Genomic DNA, 22,751 nt, shown 5'->3' with positions numbered 1-22,751 from the left:
TACGAGGTCAGGAAGGGGTGGGTAGGGATTGTGGGATGGTATGGGGGTTGGCGGAGGCGGCGGCGTCGATTAGCGCGAAGTACCGGCGCAGCATCAGCGCGGCGGTGCCGGCCAGGCCCGCGGTGAGGCCCCACCAGACGCCGGCGGCGCCGAGGCCGAGCGGGAAGGCCAGCAGCAGGGCGGTCGGCAGGCCGACGAGCCAGTAGCCGACCAGGGACAGGCGCAAGCCCGCCCTGGTCGCCTTCAGACCGCGCAGCAGGCCGGTGCCGATGTTCTGTGCGGCATCGAAGAACTGGAGCACGATTCCGATCAGCAGCAGCGAGCGGGCCAGTTCGATCGTCGCGGTATCGCTCGGTTCGAGGAACGGGGTCAGCACGAGCCTCGGCGCGGCGATATAGACCACACCGGTGACCGTGGCGACGATGCCCGCATGCTGCAGCGCCAGCCAGGCCAGTGCACGGGCACGGCCGTATTCGTCACGCGCGACGGCTTGGCTCACCAGGATGGACGCGCCGTGCGACAGGCCGATCGCGACCTGGAAGACGATATAGATGATCTGGTAGACCACATTGTGTGCGGCCAGCGCGGCCGGTCCGATACTGCCCATCACCAGGGCGAGCACGGAGAACATGCCCGCTTCCGAGCCATAGGTGAGCGCGATCGGCGCTCCGAGTCCGAGCTCGGCTCGGATGGTCGGCGGGTGTACCGGCCACGGGCGCAGCGGCAGGGTGGCGCCGAGTGCCGCATCGGCGCGCACCATCGCGCAGAAGACGCCGAAGGTGATCAGGAAGACCAGTGAGGTCGCGACGCCGATGCCGGTCAGCCCGAGTGCGGGCAGTCCGACCCAGCCGTGCATGAAAATAAGGGCAAGTACCAGATTCAGCGCCACCGAGCCGAGCGTGACCAGCAGCAGCGCCTGCGGACGCTGCATACCCACCGTGTACTGCCGCAGCACTTGGAACCACAGGCAGGGCAGCAGTCCGGGGGCGAGTGCGAGCATCAGCGGTCGCGCGTCGGCGAGTACGCCCGCGTCCTGACCCAGCCATCGCAGCGCCCAGCCGAGGCCGATCAGCACCGCGCCGCCGATGATTCCGGCGAAGGTGGCGATCAGGAAACTCGACCGGACGATATCGCGGACCTCGCCATCGGCCGACTCACCACGCTTATCCGCCGCACTCGTCGCGGACGCGATCTGATTTCCGGTTCCGGTGATCAGTCCGACGCACATGGTGCGAATCTGGTTGAACAGCACCATCGCGAGCCCACCCGCGGCGACCGCGCGTACACCGAGTGTGCCCATCAGCGCGATATTGGTGGTGGATACCGCGATCTGCGCGAGTTGGGTGAGCGCGATCGGTGCGGCCAGTGCGGTGAGCTGTCGCCCGTCGGCACGGAAGGTGGCCAGGTTCACCATCGCAGCTCCACCGGTCGAATCCCGAATCCGATCGCCATTGGTCCCATCCCAACTCGTCGCCGAGTCCGCACAATATGGTTAGGTAAGCCTAACAAGGTGATCATTTCAGGTGCACGGGGTGTTGTGCAAGCGTCCAGCTGTCCATCGAAAGCTCCGAGATCGGCGCGCGGGTACCTCATCGCGCCTGCACGAGTTGTTCGCGGCGCGTGGGGGCGTAGCGGTCGAGCATGGCGTGTACGTCGGCTTCGGTGGCGGCGTCGAGCAGATCGCGCTCGCGCATCCATTCGTCGTCGAAGACAGTGTCGAGGTATTTTTCGCCGCCGTCGCAGACGATGGTGACCACGGTCGAGCCCGGCGGGAACTGCTCTAAGCGGGTGAGTGCGGCGTGCACCGAGCCACCCGCGGAGCCGCCGATCATCAGGCCGAGTTCGGCGGCGACCGCGCGGGCGGTGGCGAAGGCCGCGATATCGGAGACCTTGACGCCTTCATCGAGCAGCGAATAGTCCACGGCGGTGCCGATGGTGGCGCCGGGCGGGGTACCGGTGCCGGACTGCCAGTACGGCCCGCCGGGGCCGCCGAAGGCGATCGATCCGACGGGCTCCACGCCGATCACCCTGGGCGTGCAGCCGAGTTGGCGCAGGCGGGTCGCGGTGCCGAACAGCGAACCGCCGGTGCCCACCGCCGAGAGCAGGATATCGACACGCTCCACGTCTTCCAGCAATTCTTCGGCCACCGCGTAGTACCCGACCGCGTTCGCGTCGTTGTTGTGCTGTTCGGTGAAGTACGCGTCCGCCAGTCCGGCCGCCATCGCCTCGGCCAAGTCTTCCCGCGCCGAGGTAGCCAGGTTGTCGTCGCCGTCATCGGCGACGAATACCAATTCCGCACCCATCGCTCGCATCGCGCGCAACTTGTCCTTACATGCGTGGTGATCGACCACCGCGGTGAAGCGATACCCACGTTCGGCAGCTACTACCGCGAGGCCGAGCCCGGTGTTCCCGGATGTGGACTCGATAATATGCCCGCCATCTCTCAGCAAACCTCGACGCTCGGCGTCGTCGACCATCGCGCGCGCCATTCTGATCTTGGCCGCACCCGTCGGATTGAACTGCTCGAGTTTGAGCAGCAGCCGGGTGCCGGTCGCGGTGGTCGCCAGTTCGAATAGCGGGGTGCGACCGATCAGATCCGTCACGCGCGTGACGAGCGGCATGGAGGTCTCCTCATAGGGCTGTAAGGGTATTGGTCGAATGGGTGCCGGATTATCCGGTGTCGAGCGTCCAGCGAAGTCGATCGCCGGTGTCGTACAGCACTACCTTCGGCGGAATCGGCAATTCGTGAAAGGCCGATTCGTTCGAATCCATTTGGTAACCGGCGGTATTCGGATAGATCAGCAGGTCGTCGATCTCGGCTCGGCGCGGTAAGGGGATGCGCCGCCAACTGAGCATGTCGGATTCCAGACAGCTGGCCGCGCCGACGCAGGTCGGGGTGAGCTCGCCGGGGTGCGGCGGCCACAGTATCGGATCGGGGAGGTACTCACTGTCGAACCATTGCTCGGACAGGCTCAGGCTGGTGCCGTCGACGGTGAGCAGTTGGTAGGGGTGACCGTCGGCGTGCCGGGTTTTGCTGCCCTGTACCCGGAAGACGCTGGATCCGGCGCGGTCGAGCAGTGCCCGGCCGGGTTCGATGGCCAGCCGGATATCGTTGTCGCGCAACCGCTCCGCGAGGGCATTGTGTTCGAGTATGGCGGTGAGCATGGCCGGACCCGGCGCCGGGAAGTGATAGGGGTAGTACGAATCGAAGGACTTCCCCGCATGGAACCACCGGCCGTGCGCGTGTTCGGTGAACTCCGACCAGGCGTTCGCGGACACATAATCGACGCCGAATCCACCGCCGATGGAGATGGTGGCGGCTGGATGGCCCAGTGTGCGCGCCGCCAGGCAGCGGGTGATCAATTCGTCGGCCTGTTCGGCGCGTGCGACGGCATCGTAGCCGCAGAGATGGAAGCTGAAGCCCTGTAGGCGAATAGATTCGTGGCCCACGGTACCGGAGGCGCCGATCACCGAAATCGCGTGGTCCAATTCTTCGGCGGTCATACCGAAGCGGCTCGCGGATCCGTCGGGCAGTACCCGCAGTAGGACGTGGGCCGCGGCGGCCGGGGTGGTGAATGCGGCGAGCCGGTGCAACTCGTCGAGGCTGTCCACGGCGAGCAATGCGCGGTGCCGCACCGCCAGCCACAGCAGATCGTCGGATTTGGCGGGTCCGGTGATCATCAGCTCGTCGCCGCGAATGCCCTGTGACAGTGCGGCATTCAGTTCACCGATACTGGAAACATCGACGCCCACGCCATATTCGGCGCAGGCGCGAGCCACACAAGCCGCCTTGTTGGCCTTCTTGCCGTAGTAGATGACCCCATCCACACCGGCCTGCCCGAATGCGCGTTGGAACCCGTTGATATTCACCGTGACCCGTGCCGGATACAGCACATGGAACGGGCCGCCGATCGCAAAGGCGATATCGCCGAGCAGATTCGGATCGGCGAGCAGTCGGCGCTCCCAGTCATCGGTGTGCGCGGGCAGGGCAGGTGCGCAGATGTTGCGCAGGCCCCGCACTGCCGCCAGTACAGCGGGATCCGGGGCAATTTCGGTATTCGAAGCAGGCTCGCCGAGTTTGACCTTGTCTCGGGTCGAGCCGTTGTCGAACGGCAGCGTGCCGTCGGGCTCGGTGGTGCCGAGGCTGTGCACCTGCTTGTCGAACTCGACGGCGCTGATGTCTAGTCCCACAGGGGCACCTCCGTGCCGCGGCCCTCGGCAATGGCGCGTTCGGCGAGTGCGTGCGCGACCGCGATATCGGTCAGCACCAACCCGCTGTTGTAGACGAAGATCCGCTCGTCGTCGGTTCGCCGGGCGATCGCACGGCGACTCAGGATCTGCGGCAGTTCGGCGTCGACGGTGCGCAGCCTGCCGTCGGGACCGGCCATATCGGTGCCGGTCAGCGCCATTTGCTCGGCGCTGGTGGCGATCACGCGATCGGCGTCCACCAGCGTGGACGGCGCCAATCCGTAGCCGACGAGCACAACGGTGCAACCAGGTGCGAGATCGTCGGATTCGATCGCGACCTCGGTACCCGGTCCCGCCGTGGCCAACACCACATCGGCGGCACCCGCGGCCGCACGCGGATCCTCGACGGTCTCGAGCACAGCATGCGGGTTGTACGCGGCGAGGTAATCGCGCACGGCCGCCAGGCCCTCCGGATGTGTCCCATAGAGCATCAGTTTGCGCAGCTGCGGATTGGCGGCGAGCAAGTGCGGCAAAGCATTTCGACCCTGGGTGCCGGTTCCGATCAGCAGCACGCTCGCCGCGCCGCGGCGTGCGGTCTCGCGCACCAGCAGCGCCGAAACCGCCGGCGTGCGCAGCGCGCCGACCCTGGCACAGTCCATCATCGCGATCGGCGCGCCGGTGCTGTCGTCGTAGAGCGTGATGGTCGTGTAGTAGCGCTTGGTGCTGCGGTCGTGGCCGGGATCGAATTTGTAGGAGGTCTTCATCGCGACCACCCGGCGACGGCCGTCGCGCCCGAGCATGGCGTAGGCCACCGACCAGCCATCTGGATTCGCGACGCTGAGTTTGCGCGGATTATCCGAATCACCTGCGGCGAAGGCGAGATACGCATCCTCCACCGCGCGCACCACATCGGCGGGCGTGATGGGCACGTCCGCGAGATCGCTGCGGCTCAGCACACGCAGTGGTGTGCTTCGGTCACGAGTGCTCAACGGTTCCTCGATCATGTTGTGTCGTATCCACCCTTACAGCGGTCCGGGAGGTATCCCGGGCCCGTACACGGTCGATCGCGAGCGGGTTGTTCGCCGCTCGGAACGGGGCGACGATCCGTTGCCCATAACCATTTTCGTCGGCCTCGGCGGCCCGCCGTCGGCGTTCGGGCAGGCGGACGTTGACGCGCTTGAGCCAGCGGTCGGTGCCGTCGTAGCGCGCGGAGAAAGGTACCCGACCGTGTACGGCCACGTCATTGTCCACCAGTAATAGCTCGCCGGGCGCGAGTGCGGCGGTGACGCAGACGCGTTCGAGCTCCGCGGTCAGGTGCGCGTAGGCGAGCCGGAATTCGGCGTCGGCTTCGTCGAGCCGGGTGTATGCCGGATCATAGCGAAGCGTCGAATACGCTGTGTCATCCGATGATTCGGCGTTCCACAGTGTCGGTACCGGGGTTGCGGGGTAGCGCTCATGTCCGGTGCCGTAGGAGACGTCGGGCAGAATCGGCAGCGTCGGGGTGCTCAGCAATCGGCGTTCGTCATCGGATAGCTCGGTCCGGCGCACCGAGGAAACGGTGGTGCCGACGCCGTCCGGATTGCGCAGACAGGCCAGCATCAGCAGGTTGGCCCGGTCCGGGTGGAAGGCGTCCTCGGTATGCGGGCTGAGCAGGGTTTTGCTACTCGCGCCGGATTGTTCGTGTTCGTGGCCGGGGGAGGGCACGATGTTGTTGACCAGCCGACCGCCTTGCTGGCCCTGCCAGCCGAACGGTTCACCCGCGCTGCGGGCGAGCAGCAGCATCACGATATCGAATTCGAATGAGCTTGCGCGGCGGCCGGATTCACCACTCCAGCGGGCCGCCTCGACCCAGCTCGGCGGGGTCGGGCCGAATTCGCCATCGGTCAACGGCAGTGTGCCGACAATGGTGGCACCGGCCGTGGTGGCGGGCGGTCGCACAGCGACGCGTACCGCATCGGGTAACTCGCCGACGCGCCCATCGATGTGCTCGAGCAATGCCGGATCGGTCAGCGTGCGTCCGATATCGGCCGTGCCATCGGGCCAGGAGTCGAGTGTCCTACATATCTCACGGGCGAGTGCGCGCACCGCGTGTCCGGCGGTGGTCGGCAGCTCGCGCCGTTCGATATCCAGTGGGTGAAGCGTCTTACGTTCGGAGAGAACGCCTTTCACCAGGAATCCCTTCTTCGCATCGGGTCGAAAAGCGGGGTATGACGATTCGATCTGCGAAGCTAGCGGGTCCAGCCGTCTTAAGCAAGGCTTACCTAAGCGAGTCGTGAAAATTGCAAGCGCGCGTACCTGGGATCAGAGTTTGCCGCGCCCAGCTGTGGCTGATGTGCGACATCGCCTTCGGGGTGGTGAGGTGATCGCTGTGGTGCGGTAAAACTCTACGGGCTGAGCACTATTAGGCTAGCCTTTCCTTGCTAGATTCGCTAGGGTTCGCGGTCGCACGCGGGTAACTCGTTAGGGTTCGAGGAAGGCAGCATCATGCAATGGAATCGACGACAACTCCTGCGATCGGGACTCGGTGTCGGCGCGGTGCTCTTGGCCGCCGGATGTTCGGACGGCGGCAATTCGGACGGACCCGCGCAACGCGGCGGCACCCTGCGCGTCGGTGCGCTCGGCAGCGCGGCGCGGATCGAACGCGATCCGCATGCGAATCTCAGCAATGACAGCGACTTCCTCATCGCCTCACTGGTGTACGACGCGCTCACGGTACCGGGCGCGAACCCGAATGTTGCTGCGCGCCTTTCCAGTCGGTGGGAAGCCGATGCGCAGCGGCGCCGCTGGAGTTTCACCATCGCCGACGCAGCGACCTTCCACGACGGAACCCCGGTCACCTCCGATGATGTGGTGTGGTCACTGCGTCGGCTGCGGACCGTCGGTGGTGCGTCGAAAATGCCTGCCGCCGTGGAGGACATCACCGCGGACGGACCCAACCGGGTGATCATCGCGGTGCCAGAGCCGAATTCCCAACTGCCGCTGCTGGTTCGGTTGATGACCTTCACCGTCAAGAAGGACACCACCGATTTCACCGACGCCATCGGCACCGGGCCGTTCCGGTTGGAGTCCTATCAGGGCGGCAATGCCCGGCTGGTGCGCAATGATCGGTGGCACGGTCCGGCACCACTGCTGGACGCCATCGAGGTCACCATGTTCGACAGTGTGACGGCATTGGGCAATGCGGTGCTCGGCGGGCAGATCGATCTGGCCTCGAATGTCGGTGCGATCGCGGGCCGGACCGCCGAGGGCCGCGGTGATCTGCGGGTGGTACGGCGGTCGAACGACACCATGGTCGGGGTCGCGATGCGAAGCTCCGACGGACCGTTCGCCGATGCCCGGGTCCGCGAGGCGATTCGGTTGGGCGTCGATCGCGAGGCCCTGGTGACTCAGGTGCATTCGGGGTACGGCACGGTCGCGAACGATATCCTGGGCACCGGTGATCCCTTGTACGACAACACCATTGCGCAGCGGAGCCGTGATGTGGACCGGGCCAGGGCGTTGCTGCGCGATGCCGGATTCGATACCGGGCGCAGCTACCAGTTCCGCACCAAGGCCGAGGCGCCGGGCGAGGTCGAATCGGCGAAGGTGATCGCCACCCAGCTGTCCGATATCGGGCTGCGCCTCGATGTCGTGATACAGGAGTCGAATACCTTCTACGACCAGACCTGGTTGAAGGCGCCGCTGTACACGGTCTCCTGGGGCACCAATGATTCCACGCTGTTCTTCGCGACCAAGCTGATGTCCTCGACATCGGATCGCAACGAAACCGCCTTCAAGGATGCCGAATTCGATGCGGCGACCACTAAAGCCCTCGCTGCCCAGGATGACTCGGAATACGCAGTCGCCTGCCGTGATGTGCAGCGGATGCAATACGCCCACGGCGGTTATCTGGTGTGGGGCATGGCCGACGGTATCGATATCGCGGCGTCTCGGGTGCGCGATGTGCCGACCCTGGGCGGCTTCGCGAGAGTGCAGCTGGAGCGAGCCTGGCTCGCGCAATGATGTCGCTCGCCAAAATTCTCGTCCGGCGCGTCGTCCTGCTGTTCGCGCTGCTGGCGACGGTATTCGCGGCCGTCGACGTGCTGCCGGGCAACGCCGCCCGGGCGGTGCTCGGCCGTGATGCCGCGGCGGACCAGGTCACAGCGAAGGAACACGAGCTGGGTCTCGACCGTCCGCTGCCGGCGCGGTTCCTCGAATGGATATCCGGCGTGGCTACAGGTGATTTCGGTCGCACGGCGCGTGGGCGGTCGATCAATGAACTGTTGGCCGACAAGTTTCCGCCGACGCTGCTGCTCGGCGGGCTCGCCTTCGTGGTGACGGTGGTCGCGTCGCTGCTGCTCGGCGGCTGGTGGGCGGCGCGGCGCGGCCTTGCGACCAGGTTCCTGCAGCCGACTACTACTGCGGCGGCGGCGATTCCGGAATTCGTCATCGCGACCTTGTTGATCCTGATGTTCTCCTCGGGCCTCGGTTGGCTGCCCGCCGTGACCATTACCGGACGTTCGGGGTTTCCAGCCGGTCCCGACATGCTGGTGCTGCCGGTGCTGGCGCTGGCGATACCGCAGATCGGCTGGAACACCCGGGTGGTGCGTTCGGCGCTGTTGGATTCGGCGCGCTCGCCGCATGTGGAAAGTGCGGTGCTGGACGGACTTTCGACCACAGCCGTGCTGACCCGGCATCTGCTGCCGTTCGCGCTGCCGACGATCGTGGCGAGCTTCGCCACCACCGTCGGCATGCTACTCGGTGGTGCGCTGGTGGTGGAGACCATCTTCAACTATCCGGGACTCGGTGCGGTGCTCGCGGGTTCGGTGGCCGATCGAGACACCGCCCTGATCGCCGCGGTGGTCGCGTTGACCGGGGTGGTCATGATGGCGATGCTGGCGCTGGCGGACGGTATTCGGACCTGGGCATCACGGGGGCGGCTATGACCAGTGCACAGCGGATTCCGACCTCCGGGATCAGGAGGTCGCGGATGCGGAGATTGCTTACGGCATCGCCCGCGCTGGTGGTGGTTGTCGCCGCTGTGCTCGGGCCGAGCCTGGCGACGCGTCCGGCCGAGGAGCCGGTCGGGATACCGTTCACGCGGCCGGGTGCGGACACGTTATTGGGCACGGACCGGCTCGGCAGGGATGTGCTGGCCCAACTGCTCTACGGCGGTTGGGGTCTGCTGTTGCTGGCGGGTGTGATCGCGGTCGTGGTGACGGTGCCCTCGTGCGTGCTCGGCGCGATCGCGGCACTGCGTCCTCGGATGGGTGCGTTTATCGAGGGCGTTGCCGATTTCGCGATCCTGCTCCCGGCGGTACTCGGGATTCTGCTGGTACTGACGGCATGGCCGGATGCGGGCGGCTACGGGCTCGTCGTGGTGGCGCTGCTGTTCGGAACTCCGTACTGCGCAAGAGTTTTCGCTGCCGCTGCGGCCGGTGTCGCGGCGAGCGGTTATGTCGAGGCCGCCCGCGCCGGCGGTGAGACGCTGCCGCACTTGGTGTTCGGTGAGGTGATCCCGAATCTGCGCGAGGTCTTGGCCGCGCAACTCGGTCTGCGCTTCGTAGCGGGCGTGTACGTGGTCAGCACGGCATCGTTCCTGCAACTGCCGACCACGCTCGGCGCCGCCAACTGGGCGGTCATGGTGCGTGAGAACTCCTCCGGCATGCTCCTCAATCCCTGGTCCGTGCTGGCGCCGAGTCTGGCGATCGCGGTGGTCGCGGTCAGCGTGAATTTGGCGGTGACCTCGTTCGATCAGCACCGCCCGCGACGAAGGGCGCGCGGCTGCGAGTGGCGGCAGGCGGGTATCGACGGGCCGGAGTTGGCGGGCCCTGGGCCGCGGGAGTGGGAATGAATGCGTCTGTTGTCGTCGATGCGCTGACCGTATGCGGATCGAATGGTCAGCAATTGTTCGAGGCCACCAGTTTCAGCGTCGCGGCGGGCAAGGTCATGGCTCTGACCGGTCCGTCTGGATCGGGCAAGACCACGTTGATGCGCGCACTGCTCGGACATCTGCCGGCGGGAGCCCGCCGATCCGCGGGGTCGGCCGTAGTAGCCGGGCAGGACGTATTCGCATTGAACCCTGTTGCACTGCAACGATTTCGCCGTGATCACATCGCCTATGTCGGGCAGGATCCCGGCTCGGCCCTGAATCCGTTGATGCGGGTGCGTGCCCTGCTCGACGAGGTTCGCCACCCCACAGCCGCCGTGTCCGAAACACTGGAACTGGTCGGCCTATCCGAGGAGCACCTGCGTCGGCGCCCTGGCGAACTGTCCGGCGGACAGCAGCGCCGAGTGGCCCTCGCGCGTGCGCTGGTTCGGCACACCGGGATCCTCGTTCTCGATGAACCCCTGGCCGGTCTGCACGGTTCGCTGCGCACCGAAATCGCCCGTTTGCTCGCCGATATCGCCGCTCAGCGCTTTGCCGCGATCTTGCTGTCCGGCCATGACACCGCGACCATCCATGCCATCGCCGATGATGTGGTCGAACTGCGTGCGGTGTCTACCGGAGTTCGTTCGAGCGCGTCGAATTCACCGCAACCACCCGGGGGTGCCGTATCGGCCGTGCGAGCGGCGACGGTTGCGGCGATGTCCCTGGGCCGCGACGTCGATACCGGGCGCTCCGCTGTGCGGCCGAGCGAAGGGCAGGGCGCGATAGCGGTGTGTTCCAGGCCGATCGAATCGGTTGCCGATGCGGTGGAACCTCTACTGCGGGCGCGGGATATCGGTGCCTCGATCGATGGACGCGAGGTTTTGGCGGATATCGATTTCGTGCTGTCGGGCGGCGCGGCACTGGCGATCGTCGGGGCCTCCGGTGCGGGGAAGACGACGCTCGCGCGGGTTGTCGCCGGCCTACACCGAGAAGCAGCCGGATCGCTGGAACTGCGGGGTGAATCGATCCCGATCGGGCCCGGTCGGGATGTTCGCAACGGTATTCAGTTGGTGACGCAGAACCCGCGATCCGCGCTCAACCCCCGACGCACCGTCGCCCAGACCCTCGGCCGCCCTCTTCGCCGACTCGGTGGAGTGCCGAAACAGCGACTGGCGCAGCACATTACCGATTTACTCGACTCGGTCGAACTCGCACCGGATCTGGCCACCCGCTATCCGCACGAGCTGTCCGGCGGCCAGCGCCAGCGGGTGGCACTCGCCAGAGCGCTCGCGGCCGAGCCTGCCGTCCTGGTCTGCGACGAGATCACCTCGGCCCTCGACCACGACACCGCCGTCTCGATCATGGGCCTGCTGGACCGCATCCGAGCCGAACGCGACACCGGCCTGCTCGTGATCACCCACGATATGACCCTGGTCACCGGTCACTGCTCCGACCTCGTCGTCCTCGACCGCGGCCGCATTGTCGAATCCGGGTCGGCGACAGCGGTCCTCACCAGCCCGGCCCACACCGCGACCCGCGAACTCCTCGGCTGAGTGCTTCCCGAACACAGCGTGTCCGTACCGCACCCTAGTTCTGCGAGGACGAATCGGCGGCCGCGTGATCGGCGATCCGCTCGCTGATCTCGGATCATCGAGCGCATGACCACCAGGGGCTGGAGACGGGGACATGGCGCTGGCCTAGCGCACACCGGGGCATCGCGGGGGCGGTCGTTCGGATCTGGATGATGGAGCAGTGTTCGCGAAGTTGTCCGGCGTATCGGCCGGCCGCAACGCTTACCCTCGTACTCGCCGCCCACAGCGTCGGACGCCGGGCCTGAGCACCCCTCGGAGAAAACGACGGGTCTTCATCGCGGCGGTGCGAAGCGCTTCGTCGGAGTGCCGGTTACTGCGGAACCCGCGAGGACGCTAGGCTCGCAGGCGCACGGCCCTTCCCTTCAGACCTACCGTGCCAACAGCCGAAGGAGTGTCGTTTTCGTGGCCATCATCGAACAGGTCGGAGCTCGCGAGATCCTCGATTCTCGCGGAAACCCCACCGTCGAGGTCGAGATCGCCCTCGACGACGGCACCCTGACCCGGGCTGCCGTGCCCTCCGGTGCCTCCACCGGTGAGCATGAGGCCGTCGAATTGCGTGACGGCGGCGAGCGCTACGGCGGCAAGGGAGTACAGAAGGCTGTCGAGGGCGTGCTCGACGAGGTCGCGCCCGCCGTCATCGGCTTGGACGCGGTCGAGCAGCGCACCGTCGACCAGGTCCTGCTGGATCTGGACGGCACCCCGGACAAGTCCCGCCTCGGCGCGAACGCCCTGCTCGGCGTCTCGCTCGCGGTGGCCCGCGCCGCCGCCGAATCCTCGGGCCTGGAACTGTTCCGCTACCTCGGTGGCCCGAACGCGCATGTGCTCCCGGTGCCGATGATGAACATCCTCAACGGTGGCGCGCACGCGGACAGCGGCGTCGACGTCCAGGAATTCATGGTCGCCCCGATCGGTGCGACGACATTCAAGGAGTCGCTGCGCTGGGGCGCCGAGGTGTACCACGCGCTCAAGTCGGTGCTGAAGTCCAAGGGCCTGTCCACCGGGCTCGGTGACGAGGGTGGTTTCGCGCCGTCGGTCGCCGGCACCAAGGAAGCGCTCGATCTTATCGGTGTCGCCATCTCGAAGACCGGCCTGAAGCTGGGCACCGATGTCGCGCTCGCGCTCGATGTCGCCGCCACCGAGTTCTACACCGCGGGTACCGGTTACACGTTCGAGGGCAGCGTCCGCTCTGCCGCCGAGATGGCGCAGTTCTACGCCGAACTGCTGGCCGCCTACCCGCTGGTCTCCATCGAGGACCCGCTCTCGGAGGACGACTGGGACGGCTGGATCGCGCTGACCGATCAGATCGGTGACAAGGTGCAGTTGGTCGGCGACGATTTGTTCGTCACCAACCCGGAGCGTCTGGAGGAGGGCATCACCAAGGGCGCGGCCAATGCGCTGCTGGTGAAGGTCAACCAGATCGGCACGCTGACCGAGACTTTGGATGCCGTCGAGCTCGCGCACCGCAACGGCTACCGGACGATGATGAGCCACCGGTCCGGTGAGACCGAGGACACCACCATCGCCGACCTGGCCGTGGCGGTCGGCAGCGGTCAGATCAAGACCGGTGCCCCGGCGCGCAGCGAGCGCGTCGCCAAGTACAACCAGCTGCTGCGCATCGAGGATGCGCTCGGCGATTCCGCACGGTACGCGGGTGATGTCGCGTTCCCGCGGTTCGCGTTCGAAGGCTAGTCAGCTAGGGAGCGGAATGACAGAGCGACGTGCGCGTGGATCCAGTCCCGCCGGACGTGGGAACCGCCGCACGTCGCGCTCTGCCAGATCGCGCCCGTCCGCCGAATCGCCGGCGGCGGCACCGAAGCGGACGACCCGCAGGCGGTCCGAATCCGCGGAGAAGGCCAAGCCACCGAAGGTAGGGCTGCGCACCGGCGGTCACGACGACCGGCACGATCGCACGATCCTCGGGTTGTCTACCGGTAAGGCGGTCATCCTGGCCATCGTCGTCGGCGCACTCGCGCTCACGCTGGCTGTGCCGCTGCGCACCTATTTCACCCAGCGCGCCGAGGCCGCGCACCTGGCGCAGGAGCGCATCGAACTCGAGGCCGATCTCGCCACGTTGCGGGATCGCCGTGCGCAGCAGCAGGATCCGGCGTACGTGCGCTCCGAGGCCAGGGACCGGTTGCGGCTGGTCATGCCGGGTGAGACGCCCTATATCGTCCAGGTGCCCGGCATCGAAGCGCCCGCGCCGCCCGCCGCACCGACTCAGTCGAAGGCGCCCCAGCCCTGGTACACCGAACTGTGGCGCAGTATTTCGCAACCGCAGCAGGCCCCGGCGCCCGCGGCCGCATCGGCCGGGCCGCCCGTCGCGCCGCCGCCAGCATCGGAGGGACCCAGGTGAGCGCACCGACCGAACGCGATCTAGAGATCATCGCCAAGCAGCTGGGACGCGAACCGCGCGGCGTGCTCGCCGTCGCCTACCGCACCCCGGACGGGCTGCCCGCGGTGGTCAAGACCGCGCCGCGGCTCCCCGACGGCACCCCCTTCCCGACCCTCTACTACCTGACCGATCCCCGCCTCACCGCCGAGGCGAGTAGGCAGGAGTCCGCGGGCGTCATGCGGGAAATGACCGAACGTCTCGGCACCGACCGGGAATTGGCCGCCGCCTACCGCGCCGCGCACGAGAGCTATCTGGCCGAGCGCAATGCCATCGAATCGCTCGGCACCGATTTCACCGGCGGCGGCATGCCCGAACGAGTGAAATGCCTACACGTCCTGATCGCGCACGCCCTCGCCAAGGGCCCGGGCGTCAACCCCTTCGGCGACGAAGCGGTAGCCATCGCGGCTGATAGCGGCCTGCGCGGCACCGCAATCCCGGCGGACTGGCCGAAATATGAGCCGCCCCACGCCCCGACCGGAGAGCAATGACATGAGCGCGGCGTATGAACTCCGATGATGGGGCGCTCCGGTGAGCGCGAGTGGGAAATTGGCCGGGGCTGATATGAGCGGAGCTGAGCAATGAGTGATCGGGTAGCGGCAGTTGATTGTGGGACGAATTCGATCCGACTATTGATCGCCGAGGTGCTCGGTGACGGGCGGTTGGCGGATGTGCATCGGGAGATGCGCATTGTGCGGCTCGGGCAGGGGGTGGATGCGACGGGGGCGCTCGCAGCGGAGGCGATCGAGCGCACCAGGGTCGCGCTCGCCGATTATGCCGCGCTGATGCGGGAGGCGGGGGTCGATCGGGTGCGCATGGTCGCGACCTCGGCGACTCGCGATGCCGCGAACCGCGAGGACTTCTTCGCCATGGCCCGTGCCGAACTCGGCACCGTGGTCGCGGGTGCGGAGGCCGAGGTGATCACCGGTGACGAGGAGGCACGGCTATCCTTCGCCGGTGCGGTCGGCGAATTGGCGAGCGAGGCAGGGCCTTTCGTGGTCGTCGATCTGGGCGGCGGATCCACCGAACTCGTCGTCGGCGACAGCACCGGGGTGCGGGCGGCGTTCTCCGCCGATATCGGCTGTGTCCGCATCACCGAACGTTGCCTGCCCGGCAATCCGCCGACCGCCGAACAAGTCTCCGCCGCACGGGAATTCGCCACCGAACGACTGGATGAGGCCTTCGCCAGGGTGCCCGTCGAGGGCGTGCACACCTGGGTCGGCGTCGCGGGCACGATGACCACGCTCGCCGCAATCGCCCTCGATCTGCCCGAATACGATTCGGAGCGAGTGCATCTCACCAGCCTCACCCTGGACCAGGTGCGCGAGGTCTGCGATCGCCTCATCGGCATGAACCACGACGAGCGCGCCGCCCTCGGCCCCATGCATCCCGGCCGTGTCGATGTGATCGGTGGCGGCGCCGTCATCACCGAGGTGCTCGCCTATGAGCTGTCCCGTCGCACCGACATTTCCGCCCTCATCGTCAGCGAGCACGACATTCTCGACGGCATAGCCCTGTCCATCGCCTGAGACCGCTCGCCGATCACTCCACCTCGTCGATCGGCGCCGCCCAGGTATTGCACGATGACGTGGTGGTGCCGCGGTATCCGGATTCGACCCAGCGCCGGCTGTTCACGCCGGTGCCGTGGGTCGGATCCTCATCGGTATCGGATTGGATATCGATCATGTCCGCGACCTCGGCAGCGGTCAGCATGCCACCGGCCTGCGCTGCCCCCAGCATCACTCCGGCCAGGCATTGGGCCTGGAGTTCGATACGTCGGCTGAGTTCCAGTCCGAGCGGCGACTTCTCGCCCGCGGAGTCGATATCTCGGTCGGCGGTGCGCAGGATGCCGGCGGAGGACTGCAGGTGGTGGCCGTATTCGTGCATTACGACGAACGTCAGGTACTGCGCTAGTTGCGAACCCCAGCCCCGATGGATCGGATCGTCGGTCGGCCAGTACACGGTGCCGCCGCAATAGAACGCGGGATCGGTGGGCTGGACCTGTTTCGAGCAGCCGGTCGTCACGTTGTCGACCACTACGAGTCGCAACGATGCCAGGCTCATACCGGCGGCGCGCAGGGGTGGATCCCAGGCCTTCGTCAAACAGTCCAACTCGGTCTGCACGAATTGCCGCTGTCCGGCGGCGCTCATCTCGATCGGCGGCAGTTGGCACCGCAGCGGGGATAATCGCAGTTCGGCGTGCAGCGTATTGGCGGTCAGGGGAGGTTCCTGCACGGCGCCGGCGACGGACTCGGCGTCCACCGCGGATACCGACGCACATCCGGTGCCGAGCAGCGAAACCAGCGCGCCGATCACGGCGAGCAGCAGTGCCGAATGGGCGTTCGAGCGCTTCATCAGGTTCCCCCGTCCAGCCAACAAACGAGGTTTCCCCGTCCAGCGAGGCGAACTTTACCGGGACTTTCTCCGGTTTTCTCGTCGAGTGCCGCGGGTCACCGATCGGCGGGCGATGAATATTCGACATTGCCTCGAATTCGCTGACAAGGCGAATGGAAGTATCGGTCGGCGGATTGCTCCGGCAGCGGCCCCTGGCCTGTTCGGCCATGTCGGCCGTGAGCAGGGAAAGTTTGTTCAGGATGCCGGAAATTCCCTGCGCATATGGGATCGTCTGAGCATGTCCGACGCAGCAATGGCGGAGCAACCGGTTCGGGAAAGGACCCTATTCGGTCACCCCATCGGGTTGACCAACCTCTTCGGAGTCGAACTCTGGGAGCGCTTCTCGTTCTACGGAATGCTCACCATCCTCGGGTACTACCTGTACTACTCGACGACCGAGGACGGACTCGGTCTAGCGAAGAGCACCGGCGTCGGGATCGTCGGTGCGTACGGCGGACTGGTGTATCTGTCCACGGTGCTCGGCGGGTGGGTCGCCGACCGGCTGATCGGCATGGAGCGCACCGTCTTCTACGGCGGCATCGTGGTGATGGCCGGACATATCGCGCTGGCGATCCTGCCCGGATCGATCGGCGTCGGCGTCGGCCTTGCACTGGTCGCGCTCGGCAGCGGCGGATTGAAGGCCAATGCGTCCTCGCTGCTCGGCACCCTCTACCGGCCGCGTGATCCGCGCTTCGACGGGGGCTTCACGCTGTTCTATCTAGGCATCAACCTCGGTGCCTTCATCGGCCCGCTGCTCACCGGCCTGCTGCAACGGAATTGGGGCTTCCACTACGGCTTCGGTGCGGCCGCGGTCGGCATGGCGTTGGGGCTGACGCAGTATGTCGTGTTCCGGCGCAATCTCGGCAACGCGGGTAGACATGTGCCCAACCCGTTGCCGCGCAATGCCGCCGGGCCGATCCTCGGCATCGTTGGCGGTGCGGCCATCGTCGTGGCACTGGCCTCGAGCACCGGACTGGTGAACCTGGACAACCTCGCCGAGGTAACCACCGGCGTCATCATCGCGACTTCGCTCGCCTACTTCGTGACCATGCTGACCAGTGCCAAGGTGACACCGGTCGAGCGCAGCCGGGTCCGCGCGTTCATACCGCTGTTCATCGCGAACGCCATTTTCTGGTCGCTGTTCCAGCAGATCTTCACGGTGCTCGCGGTGTACTCCGATGAGCGGATGAAGTGGAGCATCCTCGGCTGGACCGCACCGTCGAACTGGATCGGCTCGGTCGAGCCGGTGTGGATCATCTGCCTGTCACCGCTGTTCGCGCTGATGTGGACCAAGCTGGGCAACCGCGCGCCGAGCACACCACGCAAATTCGCCCTCGGCGTCATCGGCATGGGACTGGCGTTCTGGATGTTCATATTGTTCTCGGGCAGCAGCGGCAAATCCGTACCGGCGCTGGCCGTACTGCTCATCCTGGGTGGATTCGCGGTCTCCGAGCTGCTGCTTTCCCCGATCGGGCTCTCGGTCACCACGCAGTTGGCGCCCGAGGCGTTCCGGGCCCAGATGATGGCGCTGTACTTCTTCTCCGTTGGCATCGGAACCTCGATGTCCGGTACTTTGGCTCGGTTCTATGACGCGGACCACGAATTCGCGTACTTCGGCATCACCGGAGCAGTCGCGATCGGTGCCGGCCTGATCGTCGTCGCACTCACACCATGGGTGAGCCGCCATATGGCCGGTGTGCATTGACGAGTTCGGCGGAGAACCCGTCGACGACAGCAAGGAGACAGGGTTGACGACCCCAGGAACTCGATGGGGCGGTCTGTTCCGGCATTGCCCTCGCCGCCACCGCGGATGCATTAACCTCCAGAGAGAATTCCGGTACGGCAGTACGAGTCGGTACGCTAACCGGGCGCCCCTATAGCCCAATTGGCAGAGGCAGCAGACTTAAAATCTGCAAAGTGTCGGTTCGAATCCGACTGGGGGCACTGTAAAAGTGCTGGTAGGCGGCTTGCGGGGATGGGCTGACAGGCCACAGCCGTCTGCCGTGCCATCCCGCCGGGTTACCGGGGTGGCAGGTCTTCGTCTTCAATCCGCTGCTTTATGGCCTCTACCGTGCGGTCTTTGGGTATGCGTGCGGGCCAGAAGATCGCGCCGATGAGCACCAAGAGCGGCAGGCCGACGGCGGCGACCAAACCGAATGTGTCGGCGCTCATTGGTTTGCCCACGCTCGCAGGCGCCAGAGCGGTTGCGCCGGCGCGCGGGCCTCATGCTCGAGCGGTTCGACCTCGACCGTGTAGTCCGGATTCCAGTTCTTCAAGGCTGTGAGGAACCTCGCTATTACGTCCGGACCGGCGGTGTACACGACTGTTGGCGGTCCTGCCTTGCCGTAGTCGACTTTCGCCACTCGTTGCGGTAGTGCATTGCCCCGGTCCATCGCGCGCCCCGTCCGTCGTCATATGAAGGGCACCCGCCGCCGGGGATTCCGGATCGGGGTCGCTGACGTCAACCCGGCGGTGGGGCCGGATTGAACGCTATTTGTATGCGCCGAGGTCGAACCAGGAAATTGCGCAATATTGCGCCGAAATATCGTGCGCCTTGTCAGCGGCCGACTGATGATGAAGTTGTCCCGAACGAAAGGCACGATCACGAAGCTCGAACGACTTGGCGGAGATAGCACAGACGAGCAGTCGCCAAAGCTCTTCCTGAGTGACCGAGGCTCGTATGTGACGCAGGGCTGGAACACTGATCGCCCCGATACGATTGAGATTCCCCACCGATTGATCCGCTACGTGAAACCCGGGACCTGTCTCGGTGCGCTGTTGCACGACACCGGGCACAGCACATTCCTCCTAACGGGTGAACCGGTCACGGATACAGAAGCGTTGGAACAGATTCGGCTCCCCGGCCATGAGGCAGCGTTGAGGTGCCGATCGGCACCGAGCGGAGGCGCGATGCTGCACCTGGCGTTTGATGATCTGGCGAAAGCCTTCCGGAAGTACCGCCGGGCATTCCACCAGGAAGTCCGTAACGACTACAGCGGCGTGGCTGGGAAGCGGACCGGGTCCAACGATTCCTGAACGGATAACCGCAAGACCCGGCGGCGAGTGCCCGTTGGCATGCGCTCATGCGTGAGGTCACCGGGTCGGGGCACGCCGTGCAGCGGGTCCGAGTGATTACCGAGCCGCACGGTGACTACACCCGATTCTCGGTGGCCACGACTGCGGCCAATCTTGAAGCGGGCGAAGATATCCTGCAGCCGGACCTCCTGTGCCTTCCGTCGCGCCCGATTCGCTCCGGCAGGGTCGGCGGGTCACGAATCGGACGACCAGTGCGCTGGCGTCGGCGAATCTGAACCCCCTTGGGGCGCACCATGATTGCGCATCGGCGCGGGCATTGCATCCCTCGGGAAGGGGGGTGGCGATCCCGGCTTGATCCTGACCGGCGTGAGATGATCAGGCGGCGTGGCCAGGCCGATGCGACAACCGCGCTAGCGCCTCGTCGACTGCGCGGGTCGCGATTTCGCGTGCCTGCTCCAGTGACACCATCTCCGGCTCGTCGCTGTAGGCGTTCTTCAGATCCTTCTCGGCCAACCAGCGAAAATAGGCGCTCTTGGACATGCCGAGTCCTGCGGCACGGACCTCGACACGTAAGTCCAGATCCTTGGGCATTTTCACCGACCGTGCCCGCATACGGTCCTCGGTGTCGGCCTCGGTGTCAGGAACCGGTGCCGAGGCTGGGGTGCCCCGCGTGAGGCGAGCCAGAATCTGCGTCATCTCCTCCGGAGTGACGTCATCGGTGTGGGTGGTGTTGTCAATCATTGTGGGCCTCCCACTGGGTGAATTCGGCGGTCTCGGTGGCGGTCAACGGGCGGACGTCGATGATGTAGAAGTCCGGCGGGGCGATCCGGCCGGTGACCTGGACGGCCTGCCCCTCGTCGGTGCGCATCCACAGCTGGTACATCAGCCATCCGGTAGCGGGGTCATGGGCGGGCTCGCCCCATGCCCTCCGCTGCCCGGCCAGCCATCGGCGCATCAGCTCCGTGACCTGCTCCGGCGTGAGGTCGACCTCGGCCTTGCCATCATGTGCGCCAGAGCGAAGTACAGTTTGATAGCCACCGGTCGAGACTACCCTTTAGCACCATGAGACTACCACGGTGGCCCGCAGCCTGACACGCCACGGGTTCGTGGCGCCCTTCGGGTCACAGCAGAAGAGAGGCGGCTGGGCGGCGGCGTCGCCCGGCCGTGTCGTAGAAGCCTCCATCATCATCGGCTGCGACCAGTCCAACCGCACGGCGTGGCGCTGCCCCGCGCGCCGGTAGCGCCCACCGCTGGCCGACTCGGTGTTGCGGGCCACGGCGTTGCTGACCGATGCTGCTTCGCCCCCGCTGGGTCTCGAGCGGATCGTTATGCCGTTCGGACCGACCCGTGTCGCCGTGCGAGTATTGGCTGTGAACCTGATCGGAAGGAACTGATCTGCTGTGAATATGGGCATGGTTTTGGGCGACTGCTGCTCCCGCGCTTCGGCACAGGAGCAAGTCGTGCTGCCTTCTTCATGATCAGCGGGTAGCACGCCTGCTCTCCTTCGAAGCGTCGTCGGCCAGTGACACCTTCGACATTCACGGGGCCGGGTTCGAGTTGTCGAGGCCGATCTCTGGCCTGGCCGTCAGCAGCGCGCCGACCTGATCGTATGCAACCCGCCGTGGATACCTGGATGCCCGACCTCGGCTTTGGAACTCGGGATCTACGACCCTGGCTCCGATGTGCTGAACCGCTTCCTCGGCAATCTCGCGAACCACCTCACCCCGCACGGCGAAGGGTGGCTGATTCTGTCGGACCTCGCCGAACGCCTCGGCCTACGGACCCGCGACGAGCTTCTCGCACGAATCTGCGACGCCGGTCTCGAGGTCACCGCCAAACACGAAACAACTCCTCGCCACTCGCGTATCGCTGACCGCACCGACCCGCTTCACGCTGCCCGAGCGCGCGAACGAATTGTTCTCTGGCGACTGACTGCACGGGCTTCACGGATGTCGTGAGTCAGGGCCGCCCAGTTGCCCCGATAACTCGTTCGACGCCGCCCAGCCGGACGGCCAACGCCCAGCTGGGGAGCAGGCCGTTAGAAATCCCGTCCGCTCTGACCCGCTCGCGCAACTTCTTCTGGATCGCCACTACTATCGGCACCGTGTCGGGTTCGCCCGTAGCTGTCGACAGAGATCTCAGACCGTGAGGACCATGCGGTATCGGGCTCGTCCCTGTTCCATTGCGGCGTACGCCTCGGCGGCTTGATCGAGCGGTCGTTCTTGGATGCGAGCGCGCACGCCGGATTGTGCCGCGAATTGCATCGTTTCCTCGATATCGCGCGCAGTGCCGGAAGCGTGACCGGTGACGCTCAGCCCGCGCGTGATCAGTTGCATCGGGCTGATCGGTAGTGGCTCGGCGGAGACGCCGATGGCGATGAGCTCACCGCGCGGTAGCAGCCCATCGACCGTTTCGGCCATGGCTTCGGCATTGCCCACGGTCCCCAGCACAACCGATACACCGCCGAGACCACGCAGCGCTTCGCTGACGTCGCCGGCGGTCGAGTCGATGTAGTGGTGGGCGCCGAGCGCGCGGGCGTCGTCGGCTTTGTGCGCGCCGCGGGCGATCGCAATCGTTTCGAAGCCCATCGCGTGGGCGAATTGCACGCCGAGGTGGCCCAGTCCGCCGACGCCCAGAACAGCGACCCGGTCGCCGGGTACCGCCCTGGTTTCACGAAGCGCGTGGAATGTGGTGACTCCGGCACAGCCCATCGGTGCGGCCTCGGCCATGGCAAGCGCATCAGGGATGCGGGCCAGCGCATTGGCCGGTACGGTCACCGACTCGGCGTATCCGCCGGGGTATTGCCAGCTGGGGACCTGCATGTTCCGGCAGTGGATGAAGTCGCCTTTGCGGCATGGGACGCATTTGCCGCAATGCCCACCGAACCAGCCCACGGCAACGCGGTCACCGACGACGTAGTTGTCGACGCCGGCGCCGAGTTCGGCGATGGTGCCTGCGATCTCATGTCCGGGTGTCAGCGGCCATGACATGTTCGGAAATGCTCCGCTGACGAACGCACGGTCGGTGCCGCAGATCCCACACGCCGAGACCGCCAGGCGCACATGGTCCCGAGGTGGTGCTGCTGTTTCGACATCGACCAGTTTCAGTGCCGCACCGGCGGACTGCACGTGAACAGCCTGATGAGGGGACATCGGTATCCTCGCTTTCCCTGGGGAGCGGCGGCGTCGAGGACCGCACCGCTCATCATCGGTGAACGTGTTCCGTCGTGAGTCCGCTATCGGGTCAGCGAACGGGGTCGCCGCAGGTAGCTCTTCCTGGTGCCGACCGGCCCGGGAGCAAA

20 protein-coding genes, 1 tRNA gene and 2 pseudogenes are annotated in these 22,751 nt (G+C 66.1%); 13 read left to right on the top strand and 10 right to left on the bottom strand.

What is annotated here, in order from left to right; all coding sequences use genetic code 11:
- Positions 1-7: 7 nt before the first annotated feature.
- From ACW2Q0_RS09130 to ACW2Q0_RS09110, 5 genes are all read right to left on the bottom strand, one after another.
- Positions 8-1,414, bottom strand: coding sequence for an MATE family efflux transporter (locus tag ACW2Q0_RS09130; protein WP_457188158.1), 1,407 nt, complete (start codon positions 1,412-1,414; stop codon positions 8-10).
- Between the two features lie 175 nt (positions 1,415-1,589).
- Positions 1,590-2,621, bottom strand: a complete 1,032-nt coding sequence (locus tag ACW2Q0_RS09125; RefSeq protein WP_457188157.1) for a PLP-dependent cysteine synthase family protein — start codon at positions 2,619-2,621, stop codon at positions 1,590-1,592.
- 49 nt (positions 2,622-2,670) lie between these two features.
- Positions 2,671-4,191 (bottom strand): Y4yA family PLP-dependent enzyme, encoded by a 1,521-nt coding sequence (locus ACW2Q0_RS09120; protein WP_457188155.1) that lies wholly within the window; start codon positions 4,189-4,191, stop codon positions 2,671-2,673.
- A complete protein-coding gene (locus tag ACW2Q0_RS09115; RefSeq protein WP_457188154.1) occupies positions 4,182-5,192 on the bottom strand; it encodes an ornithine cyclodeaminase family protein in 1,011 nt (336 codons plus the stop codon). The genes ACW2Q0_RS09120 and ACW2Q0_RS09115 overlap by 10 nt, the downstream gene beginning before the upstream one ends.
- A complete protein-coding gene (locus tag ACW2Q0_RS09110) occupies positions 5,164-6,357 on the bottom strand; it encodes a TauD/TfdA family dioxygenase (protein WP_457188152.1) in 1,194 nt (397 codons plus the stop codon). Before ACW2Q0_RS09110 ends, ACW2Q0_RS09115 begins: the two co-directional genes overlap by 29 nt.
- Positions 6,358-6,672: 315 nt before the next feature.
- Between ACW2Q0_RS09110 and ACW2Q0_RS09105 the strand changes: the two genes are divergently transcribed.
- The 8 genes from ACW2Q0_RS09105 to ACW2Q0_RS09070 all read left to right on the top strand — a co-directional run bounded on the left by ACW2Q0_RS09105 (position 6,673) and on the right by ACW2Q0_RS09070 (position 15,549).
- Positions 6,673-8,190 carry an ABC transporter substrate-binding protein gene (locus ACW2Q0_RS09105; protein WP_457188150.1) on the top strand — a complete coding sequence of 506 codons (1,518 nt, stop codon included), beginning with the start codon at positions 6,673-6,675 and terminating at the stop codon, positions 8,188-8,190.
- Entirely contained in the window at positions 8,187-9,113 is a 927-nt protein-coding gene (locus ACW2Q0_RS09100) for an ABC transporter permease (protein WP_457188148.1), read from the top strand. The genes ACW2Q0_RS09105 and ACW2Q0_RS09100 overlap by 4 nt, the downstream gene beginning before the upstream one ends.
- Before the next feature lie 44 nt (positions 9,114-9,157).
- The gene (locus tag ACW2Q0_RS09095; RefSeq protein WP_457188146.1) at positions 9,158-10,021 is read left to right on the top strand and encodes an ABC transporter permease subunit; all 864 of its coding nucleotides are present in this window, start codon (positions 9,158-9,160) and stop codon (positions 10,019-10,021) included.
- Positions 10,018-11,592, top strand: coding sequence for an ABC transporter ATP-binding protein (locus ACW2Q0_RS09090; RefSeq protein WP_457188144.1), 1,575 nt, complete (start codon positions 10,018-10,020; stop codon positions 11,590-11,592). Before ACW2Q0_RS09095 ends, ACW2Q0_RS09090 begins: the two co-directional genes overlap by 4 nt.
- 441 nt (positions 11,593-12,033) lie before the next feature.
- The gene (gene eno / locus ACW2Q0_RS09085; RefSeq protein WP_457188142.1) at positions 12,034-13,320 is read left to right on the top strand and encodes a phosphopyruvate hydratase; all 1,287 of its coding nucleotides are present in this window, start codon (positions 12,034-12,036) and stop codon (positions 13,318-13,320) included.
- Between the two features lie 232 nt (positions 13,321-13,552).
- The gene (locus tag ACW2Q0_RS09080; protein ID WP_457188140.1) at positions 13,553-13,984 is read left to right on the top strand and encodes an FtsB family cell division protein; all 432 of its coding nucleotides are present in this window, start codon (positions 13,553-13,555) and stop codon (positions 13,982-13,984) included.
- Positions 13,981-14,511 carry a DUF501 domain-containing protein gene (locus ACW2Q0_RS09075; protein WP_457188138.1) on the top strand — a complete coding sequence of 177 codons (531 nt, stop codon included), beginning with the start codon at positions 13,981-13,983 and terminating at the stop codon, positions 14,509-14,511. Before ACW2Q0_RS09080 ends, ACW2Q0_RS09075 begins: the two co-directional genes overlap by 4 nt.
- A gap of 90 nt (positions 14,512-14,601) precedes the next feature.
- On the top strand, positions 14,602-15,549 hold the full coding sequence (locus ACW2Q0_RS09070) for a Ppx/GppA phosphatase family protein (protein WP_457188136.1): 948 nt from the start codon (positions 14,602-14,604) through the stop codon (positions 15,547-15,549).
- Positions 15,550-15,562: 13 nt separating this feature from the next.
- Here the strand turns inward: ACW2Q0_RS09070 and ACW2Q0_RS09065 are convergent, their stop codons facing one another.
- A complete protein-coding gene (locus ACW2Q0_RS09065; protein WP_457188134.1) occupies positions 15,563-16,375 on the bottom strand; it encodes a neutral zinc metallopeptidase in 813 nt (270 codons plus the stop codon).
- A 277-nt stretch (positions 16,376-16,652) separates the two neighbouring features.
- Here ACW2Q0_RS09065 and ACW2Q0_RS09060 point away from each other — a divergent pair, with 277 nt between their 5' ends.
- Together ACW2Q0_RS09060 and ACW2Q0_RS09055 are read left to right on the top strand one after the other, a co-directional pair.
- Complete coding sequence (locus ACW2Q0_RS09060) at positions 16,653-18,119, top strand: peptide MFS transporter (RefSeq protein WP_457188132.1); 1,467 nt, start codon at positions 16,653-16,655, stop codon at positions 18,117-18,119.
- 165 nt (positions 18,120-18,284) lie between these two features.
- Positions 18,285-18,358, top strand: a tRNA-Leu gene (locus ACW2Q0_RS09055).
- Between the two features lie 75 nt (positions 18,359-18,433).
- Here the strand turns inward: ACW2Q0_RS09055 and ACW2Q0_RS09050 are convergent.
- Positions 18,434-18,586, bottom strand: a complete 153-nt coding sequence (locus tag ACW2Q0_RS09050) for a hypothetical protein (RefSeq protein WP_457188130.1) — start codon at positions 18,584-18,586, stop codon at positions 18,434-18,436.
- Between the two features lie 399 nt (positions 18,587-18,985).
- On the opposite strand from ACW2Q0_RS09050, the gene ACW2Q0_RS09045 reads away from it, so the two are divergent.
- Positions 18,986-19,450, top strand: coding sequence for a hypothetical protein (locus ACW2Q0_RS09045; protein WP_457188129.1), 465 nt, complete (start codon positions 18,986-18,988; stop codon positions 19,448-19,450).
- A gap of 23 nt (positions 19,451-19,473) precedes the next feature.
- Positions 19,474-19,725, top strand: a pseudogene (locus tag ACW2Q0_RS09040) (DUF6879 family protein); the annotation flags it as partial.
- Between the two features lie 100 nt (positions 19,726-19,825).
- On the opposite strand, the gene ACW2Q0_RS09035 reads toward ACW2Q0_RS09040, so the two are convergent.
- Together ACW2Q0_RS09035 and ACW2Q0_RS09030 are read right to left on the bottom strand one after the other, a co-directional pair.
- Entirely contained in the window at positions 19,826-20,191 is a 366-nt protein-coding gene (locus ACW2Q0_RS09035) for a hypothetical protein (RefSeq protein ID WP_457188127.1), read from the bottom strand.
- Positions 20,184-20,333 (bottom strand): hypothetical protein, encoded by a 150-nt coding sequence (locus ACW2Q0_RS09030; RefSeq protein ID WP_457188125.1) that lies wholly within the window; start codon positions 20,331-20,333, stop codon positions 20,184-20,186. Before ACW2Q0_RS09030 ends, ACW2Q0_RS09035 begins: the two co-directional genes overlap by 8 nt.
- 664 nt (positions 20,334-20,997) lie before the next feature.
- Here ACW2Q0_RS09030 and ACW2Q0_RS09025 point away from each other — a divergent pair.
- Positions 20,998-21,408: pseudogene (locus ACW2Q0_RS09025) on the top strand (methylase); the annotation flags it as partial.
- A 180-nt stretch (positions 21,409-21,588) separates the two neighbouring features.
- On the opposite strand, the gene ACW2Q0_RS09020 reads toward ACW2Q0_RS09025, so the two are convergent.
- Complete coding sequence (locus tag ACW2Q0_RS09020; protein ID WP_457188123.1) at positions 21,589-22,602, bottom strand: alcohol dehydrogenase catalytic domain-containing protein; 1,014 nt, start codon at positions 22,600-22,602, stop codon at positions 21,589-21,591.
- Positions 22,603-22,751 lie beyond the last annotated feature (149 nt).

This window comes from Nocardia citri (assembly GCF_054065835.1).
This window is presented reverse-complemented; position numbering and strand designations above follow the sequence as displayed.

Coding starts and splice junctions, on each gene's coding strand:
- ACW2Q0_RS09100 (WP_457188148.1), top strand. CDS start 8,187: ATGATGTCGCTCGCCAAAATTCTCGTCCGGCGCGTCGTCCTGCTGTTC.
- ACW2Q0_RS09045 (WP_457188129.1), top strand. CDS start 18,986: ATGATGAAGTTGTCCCGAACGAAAGGCACGATCACGAAGCTCGAACGA.
- ACW2Q0_RS09050 (WP_457188130.1), bottom strand. CDS start 18,586: ATGAGCGCCGACACATTCGGTTTGGTCGCCGCCGTCGGCCTGCCGCTC.
- ACW2Q0_RS09070 (WP_457188136.1), top strand. CDS start 14,602: ATGAGTGATCGGGTAGCGGCAGTTGATTGTGGGACGAATTCGATCCGA.
- ACW2Q0_RS09035 (WP_457188127.1), bottom strand. CDS start 20,191: ATGATTGACAACACCACCCACACCGATGACGTCACTCCGGAGGAGATG.
- ACW2Q0_RS09030 (WP_457188125.1), bottom strand. CDS start 20,333: ATGTACCAGCTGTGGATGCGCACCGACGAGGGGCAGGCCGTCCAGGTC.
- ACW2Q0_RS09095 (WP_457188146.1), top strand. CDS start 9,158: ATGCGGAGATTGCTTACGGCATCGCCCGCGCTGGTGGTGGTTGTCGCC.
- ACW2Q0_RS09060 (WP_457188132.1), top strand. CDS start 16,653: ATGTCCGACGCAGCAATGGCGGAGCAACCGGTTCGGGAAAGGACCCTA.
- ACW2Q0_RS09125 (WP_457188157.1), bottom strand. CDS start 2,621: ATGCCGCTCGTCACGCGCGTGACGGATCTGATCGGTCGCACCCCGCTA.
- ACW2Q0_RS09065 (WP_457188134.1), bottom strand. CDS start 16,375: ATGAAGCGCTCGAACGCCCATTCGGCACTGCTGCTCGCCGTGATCGGC.
- ACW2Q0_RS09130 (WP_457188158.1), bottom strand. CDS start 1,414: ATGGTGAACCTGGCCACCTTCCGTGCCGACGGGCGACAGCTCACCGCA.
- ACW2Q0_RS09115 (WP_457188154.1), bottom strand. CDS start 5,192: ATGATCGAGGAACCGTTGAGCACTCGTGACCGAAGCACACCACTGCGT.
- ACW2Q0_RS09020 (WP_457188123.1), bottom strand. CDS start 22,602: ATGTCCCCTCATCAGGCTGTTCACGTGCAGTCCGCCGGTGCGGCACTG.
- ACW2Q0_RS09105 (WP_457188150.1), top strand. CDS start 6,673: ATGCAATGGAATCGACGACAACTCCTGCGATCGGGACTCGGTGTCGGC.
- ACW2Q0_RS09090 (WP_457188144.1), top strand. CDS start 10,018: ATGAATGCGTCTGTTGTCGTCGATGCGCTGACCGTATGCGGATCGAAT.